The sequence below is a fragment of the Stieleria varia genome (genome assembly GCF_038443385.1).
Taxonomy (GTDB): Bacteria; Planctomycetota; Planctomycetia; order Pirellulales; family Pirellulaceae; genus Stieleria; species Stieleria varia.
Genome location: NZ_CP151726.1, coordinates 869,500 through 876,437, shown reverse-complemented (window position 1 = coordinate 876,437; position 6,938 = coordinate 869,500). Strand labels below are relative to the sequence as shown.

At 55.1% G+C, this 6,938-nt stretch carries 4 protein-coding genes; all 4 read right to left on the bottom strand.

What is annotated here, in order from left to right:
- Nucleotides 1–121 precede the first annotated feature (121 nt).
- The gene (locus Pla52nx_RS03110) at nucleotides 122–2,281 is read right to left on the bottom strand and encodes an efflux RND transporter periplasmic adaptor subunit (protein WP_146518234.1); all 2,160 of its coding nucleotides are present in this window, start codon (nucleotides 2,279–2,281) and stop codon (nucleotides 122–124) included.
- A 4-nt stretch (nucleotides 2,282–2,285) separates the two neighbouring features.
- Nucleotides 2,286–3,713 (bottom strand): efflux RND transporter periplasmic adaptor subunit, encoded by a 1,428-nt coding sequence (locus Pla52nx_RS03105; protein WP_146518233.1) that lies wholly within the window; start codon nucleotides 3,711–3,713, stop codon nucleotides 2,286–2,288.
- 71 nt (nucleotides 3,714–3,784) lie between these two features.
- Nucleotides 3,785–4,633: an efflux RND transporter periplasmic adaptor subunit gene (locus Pla52nx_RS03100; RefSeq protein ID WP_197454250.1), complete on the bottom strand. Its 849-nt coding sequence runs from the start codon at nucleotides 4,631–4,633 to the stop codon at nucleotides 3,785–3,787.
- A 247-nt stretch (nucleotides 4,634–4,880) separates the two neighbouring features.
- Nucleotides 4,881–6,779, bottom strand: a complete 1,899-nt coding sequence (locus Pla52nx_RS03095) for a preprotein translocase subunit SecA (protein WP_146518231.1) — start codon at nucleotides 6,777–6,779, stop codon at nucleotides 4,881–4,883.
- Between the last annotated feature and the right edge of the window lie 159 nt (nucleotides 6,780–6,938).

Below are 6,938 nucleotides of genomic sequence, written 5' to 3'. Positions count from 1 at the left end.
GTACGTTGCCCACCCAATCACTGAGACGTTTTGTTGAGTGTGACGCATCTCCCTCGGCACGGGTTACGTCGATCGCCACGAATTTAGCGACTATGCCGATAAGTGAAGGGGCTTGCGAGGATCACCCTCGCAAGGTCGGCGTCAAGAGTCTTTCCAGCCAACGCATCGCCCTGGTCCAAAGGAAACTGCCAATGCTCATCTGTTGTGCCCCCAAGATGGCATAGCCCTGCTGACCCGCCCCCACGTTGGTGCACACGTCAGAGGACAAACCAATCGTTGCTCGAAATCTCGGCTCAGTCAGCATCTGCGATTCGTCGTCCTCGTTGCGTCCCACAGTGACCGCCAGCATCCCACCGACCGCAACGCTCATCGCGGGATGCGGGATTTGCGTCGATGCTCTTGGGTCCACAGACCGAAGCGTTCCAGTGTATCGGTTCCCCGCCAAGCGGATATTGGCTTGGTCATCGATCGTCGCGGAAAACAACTGCATGTCTTGCTGATCGATCGACACGACCAACTCTTTGTCTTGTTCACTCCCGATCACGAGAATCTCAGCTCCCTCCTGATAATAGGTACCCAAGCTGTCCTCAAGGGCTCGGCTGATAATGGTTCCAGCCACAGGCGACTGGATCGTGAGTGATTCGGTTTGTTGCCGCACTTCATTGAGTCTCTCTTGGACGGCCTGCAGATTCGACTGAGCAATCTGCACAGCTCCAAAATCTTGGTCATCTCGGGCAATTCGTAAACGCACGCGACCTTGCTCCAACTCGGACTCCAACTCATATTGTTTGAGACGCAGTTCATCGTTCTGCAATCTCATCAAGACCTGACCCTGCTGAACCGCTTGTCCGTTCTCGACAAGAATCTGCTCAACGAAACCCGATGAACGTGTCCGCACCACGCATCGATCGGCGTAGTCGACGATTCCAGGGGCCGTCACGTTCCCCGGCCAAGGCACATACAGCAGTACAATTGCGGAAAACGCCACGATCACATTCGCAACGCCCACTGCCCGAAAGCAACTGACGCGAGATTCGTGGAATCGACTCCACACCGCAGCAACACCTTGAAAGAGAGGTTTGCCAAACCAAAGCGTCACACCAACCATCGCCAGCACGATTCCAGCACCGGAGAACAACACGGATGCCGTCGCGGTCAGGGAAACGCAAATCAGAAGCTTCCAGATCAGCGCCGCAACGCCGTAGAGCCGAATGCAAAGTCCACCAAATCCGGCGTCCCGCGGTGGCGCTGCGGCAGTTCCAAAGAACATTCGAGCCGTCTGCCCCTTCAGGTAGTTGGCTCCCTCGGACGCCAAGTTTGGAATTTGAAGAAAGTCCGAAAGGATGTAGTAGCCATCGAATCGCATCAACGGATTGGCATTGAACAAGAACGTCGACACGCTGGCCATTACAATCACGTTGTACAGCAAATGGCTCGCGACCACGGATTCGGTGTTGCTCCACCAGAACACGCTGATGGCAGCAACCACAAGCTCAATATACATGCCCGCCGCAGCAACATGAATGCGTTGCCACCTGGACGAAAAACGCCAGCAGGAGGTGACATCGACGTACGCCATGGGCGCAAACAAGATCAATATGACCCCGGTCTCGCGAACATCACCGCCGTGATACCGACACGCAATCCCGTGGCCGATCTCATGGATGATCTTGAGTCCCAGCCAAGCCAGACCGAGCCACAGCCAATTCATTGGCGACAAGATCGTGGCGGAACTCGACACAAAACGATCCCAATGGATCCCAAGACAAATGATCGCCGAAGCAATCATCAGCACACCCAGCAGCGTCGCTACCGGTGAGAACAACCAACCAAGACCACGAGTAGCGAACTGAAAAAATGCGTCGGGTGAACCCAAAGGAATCTTGGTCCAAAATGGATTGAGGTACTGCAACGCGTCAGCACCTGCATTGCCCTCTGGCTTACCCGCAAATGACGAACCGGCTGACTCGCCCATTCGATCCCCCAGCCCCGAGTCCAATAGCCACTGGACAACCTGCAACCCCTGAGCACGGGTCAGTGCCTTGGGACCCAATTGTCGTGATGCCAACGTGATCGCTTGAGCAACGGTCAGCCGGCCATCGAGGAGAGAGATCAGCACATATTCGGAGTGCCCCACACGATAAAAGGTTCCCTTGGCGGGTGACTCGATCACACAAACAAACTCTTGACCGCGAATTCGAGGCAAGAACTTCAGATCTTCAGACAAGCGGATTCGCGAGCTTTCCAAGTCTCGTGTTTGTTCGTCAAGCCGCACCGACATAGCCTCACTCCCCCAACCAAGTGATCAGGGCATGGTAGGGACGGTGAAACAGAATCCAACCCAGCGACTTCTTACTTGATTGTATCGAAGCTCTACCCTGCATCCCCGGTCTCAAGGTTTGGTCACTGTTGTCGATGCCGACCTCGGCTACGAAGACATTCTGTTCGTCGCGTATTTCGGATCGAGGGTGAATTCTAGCAATCGTCCCCTCGATCGTTCTCAGCGGGTAAGCGTTCAAACGAACCGTAACCGCCATCCCCGGCTGCACATACGCATAGTCATCTTCGCTGACGGCGATCTCCACCACCATTTGCTCCAACGGCGCGACCTCAAACAGAGTCTGTCCCGTCTCAAGCGGCATTCCGATCGCTTCGTCCAAGTCCCCGTTGACCACAATGCCATCGATAGGACATCGGATCTCAAGACTGCGATTGCGATTCTCCAGCAGCTCGATCCTCATCCTCAATCGATCAGCATCGTGGCGGGCGACTTCTGCTTGCCCTGAATCATGAATCGCCATGTGTCCGGCGCGTTCCTTTTCGGCTCGATGCAAATCAGCCCGTGCGCCAGCGAGTTCCCAGCGAACCTCGCGTCCTTCCATGCTCGCCAAAACTTGATCCTGGTGAACTTCATCTCCAGCCGACACGAACGCCTGCTTGAGCGGACCTGCGAACGGAGCCGCTACAAAGCGACGAACGACGGGCTCCACCGTGCAATCGCACTTGGGCCGATAAGTGACAGGCACGCACAGCAGCAATGTCAAGAAAGCGAGCGCTGCACAAACAACTCGACCTTTGTTGGACTTGGCAAATCGCTTCGCCGATTGCATCGTTTTCTCTAATCGACCAGCCTCCGCACGCGTGGCCAAATTCAGAACGCTCGCCAACACCGGACCCGCAGCGGACATAAAGGTCGCTACGTTGGCGCAATGCATCCGATCGGCATCGCCAGCGACCATCCAAGCGCCGCGTATCGCTCCGTTGTGATCTTTCAGAACGCTGCTGATCACTGCGTTACAATCATACTGTTTGGCAAACCGACGGTGCGCCAACAAACCACCTCTCGGCTGGTCTTGGTTGGCGATCCACACCACGACCGATTCATCAGCGACGGCCTCGTGCAGCACCGCCTGAGCATCGACCGCAATCGTCTGCTTCCTCTGAACGTGATCCATCTCAGAGACAGCGGCAATATGACAATCCAGATCGTCACCATCACATTGAGCAATGACAACCTTTTCAGCACCGTGGTCTCTCTTTAGACGGTCAGCCGCGTTTCGGCAGCCTATCGTCAATTCGTCCGCCGAACCGATGACCGCCAGCAGTTCCGCGATTGCGGCGGTTTGATCCAAATGACGTTCAAGCTCTCTGAGACGTCCCAAAGTGACTTCGGCCACCGACGTACGAGCACTGCTATCAGGCAAAGCATTCATTTCAGAGAACCGTCCCGGTACGCGAACGCTCTGCAGCGATGTCTGGTCCCCCGAACTGGTTCATCAGCGGCCTACCTTTCTACGGTTTGACTAGCGAGTTTATCCGCACTTCGCGTCAAGTCGTTCAAGAGCAAGCGACAGGTTCCCCCACTCATGTATCTTTCACCGGGATTAGGAACGCGAACCCGCACCGACGTGGTGCCACTTTGAGGATTCGCTGTGGGCGAGATGTATTCAATGACTCCGTCAACCAGTTGCCTGGGCTGATCCAAACGGATGTCGACAGTTTGTCCCTCAGCGAGCGATTTCACTTGATCAATCGGGACCGAGAACACCACCAACAGCGGATCGAGCTGTACAACTCTGAGTACCGTCGGCTCGTTCATCGAGATGAATTCACCTGGATCACGAATGATTTCAGTGACGATTCCGTCGATCGGTGATTTGAGGTCACGCTTATTGAGCTGAATGATCGCCAGAGCGTGTTGCAGCTTTAGGATTTCTTTTTGTTCTTGCGTTGAGAGCAGCTTGGCTTTCGCGATTCGCAACTGGTTCTCGGCACGCTCCAACTCGTGCTGAGTTGCATGATCGCGTGTCCGTAGTTGCTGCAACTTTTCCACCATCGATTCGTTCAGATCGACTTCGGCTTGTGTCAATTCCAGGTCTCCCTTGAAAACCATTTCCGAAGCAGCGATTTCAACGCGTGCGAAATACTCGGCTCGATCGAGTTGCGCCAACAACTGTTCGGCCTTGACCCGCTCTCCCAAGACGACTTCGACCCGACTCAACAGCCCTGGCTCGGGAGATGCGATCTCGATTTCCTTGTAGGGTTCCAAGAAACCATCGACTTGGTCTGCCAATGTCGAGGTGCAATATCCAGCGAACAGAACGAAGATGAGTTTCGCCTGAATGTTACTCATTACGGATTGAATCGAACCGGACATAAGGTCGCGCGGTGGGAGTGTGGCGATTGGATCGCAATGATCACCAAGCAAAATTCGACTTGGGATACTGGCAAAACGGGAGTAAATATTTCCCGCTCACGGAAGCCTAGGTCACGGCTTAGCGATGACCAGAGAGATCGAACAGCGTCTCGCGAGTTTTCACCGGATCAGATCACTACTGCCCGGATCAAGGCGTCAGGACGATCGCGGTCCAACGTGTCTGCTAGTTGGCGGTGCTGTTCTTTACGTCTCGACGAAACATGGCTGCCCGCCGTGCGAACGCATTTCGCTCCACCAAACGTTGAATCCGGCGTATCTGAGCACTTACGTCGACCGTGCACTCGCCGGTTTCGTCTGTGTGCCGCTTGATAAACTCAGAAAGCCACGGAGCGTGATTCTCCAACAGTTCATCTTGTGCCGATAAAAACGATTGGGCGGTGCCTGGGTCTCCTTGCCGTCCGCAGCGCCCCACCAACTGACGGTCGACCCTGGATGACTCATTGCACTGAGCAACGATAACATGCAAGCCGCCCAACGACCGGACTTCTGGCTCCAATTTGATGTCCGTTCCCCGTCCTGCCAAGCTCGTGGCAATCATTACCGCGCCGTATCGTCCGGCCGCTGCGACAATGGATGCCTCATCGGCGTCTTGGATCCCGTTGAGCAATTGGTATTCGATCCCGTGTTCTTGAAATAGGGCTGCCAGGCATTTGCTGTCTCGAATGCTGTTGGTGCCCACCAATACAGGACGGCCGGTGGCATGCAAATCGGCGACGCTTGCTGCGATTGCAGCCCATTTCGCCTCCTGAGACTCAAAAGACCTTGTCGGCCAGATCTCACGCTGCGAGGGAGTCCTGAGTGGGATGGTGTGGACAGACAGTCGGTACACCTCGCGAAACTCACGCTCGCAACCCTGTGCGGTTCCCGTTGTACCGGCCAGTCGCTGATAGAGACGGCCAAAACGCTGCCGCGTGATTTGGGCCATCGTCCCTTTTTCGTTACTGATCTCAAGACCCTCCTTGGACTCCACGGCCTGATGTAGTCCGTCTCGCCAAGTTCGATCTTCAAAGATCCGACCCGTGCTGCCGTCAACAATCTGCACCTTGTTCTGTCCGTCAACGATGTAATCCACATCTCGCCTCATCTGACTTGCTCGCAGTGCCACTGAGATGTACTCCATCCACGTCCGTCGAAACAATTCAACGGGAAGATCGGAACCGAGAACCTGTACCCGAGCGTTACCTTCTTCCGTCAAGCGATGCGTCTTCTTCGTCCCCGTCACCGTGTAGTCGCGACCTTCTCTCAAATGGTTCACTGCATCCGTGGCCGCGTGGTACACCAATCGATCGGCAGCCTCTCCCTGTCCGGCCTCACTGAGAACAAGCGGCGAGACGGCATCGTCCAACATCACGTTGTCCGCTTCGTCGATGATGCTGTAGTACAAACCGCGTTGCATCAACGCAGGTTCCATGTCCCCCTTGAGTCGAGACAGAAGAGATTGTCCCATCTTTTGCTGCGTCTGAGCACGCAGGCTGAGTTGGTCACGCAAGTAGTCAAAACCAAACTCGCTGCCAGTGCCATAGGTGACATCGCACTGATAGGCCTTGCGTTTTTCTTCATTGCCTGCTTTTTCTGGCAACAAAGAGGCATTGACTCCGAGCAACCTAAAGACGGGGGACAGCAACTCATGATCACGCTCTGCCAAGTAGGCGTTTGTTGTCGCCACATGAACACCGCGCCCCAACAGGGCATGCAAAAAAGCAGGCGGCGCGCACGAAAAGGTCTTGCCCTCACCGGTTTGCATTTCAGCGATGCCGCCCTGAGCAAGAACACATGCGGCGTGCAGTTGCACGTCGTACATCGAGACACCGCGAACACGTCGCAACGCTTCCGCCATCAATGCCAATCCATCGACCTTCGCCGTCAAATCATCTACCCCAAGACGACGCACTCGATCTCGTGTCCTCTGGCAGCTTTCACGCAACTGGCTTTCGGATTGCCTTTGGAGCGTTTTCCAGGATTCCCGAGTCGCTTGAATCAGACCTGAATGACTGGCTGGCCGCAGCAGCGTGACAAGATGATTTGTCAGACCGTTGAGCATGGAGATGCTAGACGCCATCATTCACCTTCATCATCAGTGACTCCCCATGCCCTCTCATTTCCCAAAACAAAACCAGCCGACAGAGAATACATGCACAGCAGCAAACCGGATCGGTGTCTCCGTCGGCCTCGATTCATGTCGCTCTGGCGAGCCCAATGCGCAAGATCCAATCTCATTGGT